The 394-nt window shown below is 68.8% G+C and carries 1 protein-coding gene; it reads left to right on the top strand.

Annotated features, from left to right (window positions below; genetic code table 11):
* The coding region (locus tag AUL28_RS23195) for a methyl-accepting chemotaxis protein (RefSeq protein WP_244493603.1) at positions 1–394 on the top strand (394 nt) is incomplete at both ends.

Genomic DNA, 394 nt, shown 5'->3' on the forward strand with positions numbered 1-394 from the left:
AAACCGCCGAGAAGCTGTCGTCCGGCTCGACCGAACAGGCCGCGGCCTCCGAGCAGGCGTCGGCGGCGATCGAGGAGATGACCGCCAATATTCGTCAGAACGCCGACAACGCGTCCACCACCGAGAAGATCGCAGCGCAGGCCGCCGAACATGCCGGCACCACGGGCGATGCGGTAGCCCAGTCCACGCAGGCCATGCGCGAGATTGCCGAGAAGATCGCCGTGGTGCAGGAGATCGCGCGCCAGACGGACCTGCTCGCGCTGAACGCCGCCATTGAGGCTGCCCGCGCCGGGCAGCATGGCAAGGGCTTCGCGGTCGTGGCCTCTGAGGTTCGCAAGCTCGCCGAGCGCAGCCAGGCGGCGGCGACCGAGATCGGCGAACTTTCCTCGCGCAC

The organism is Aureimonas sp. N4 (assembly GCF_001463925.1).
GTDB lineage: Bacteria > Pseudomonadota > Alphaproteobacteria > Rhizobiales > Rhizobiaceae > Aureimonas > Aureimonas ureilytica_A.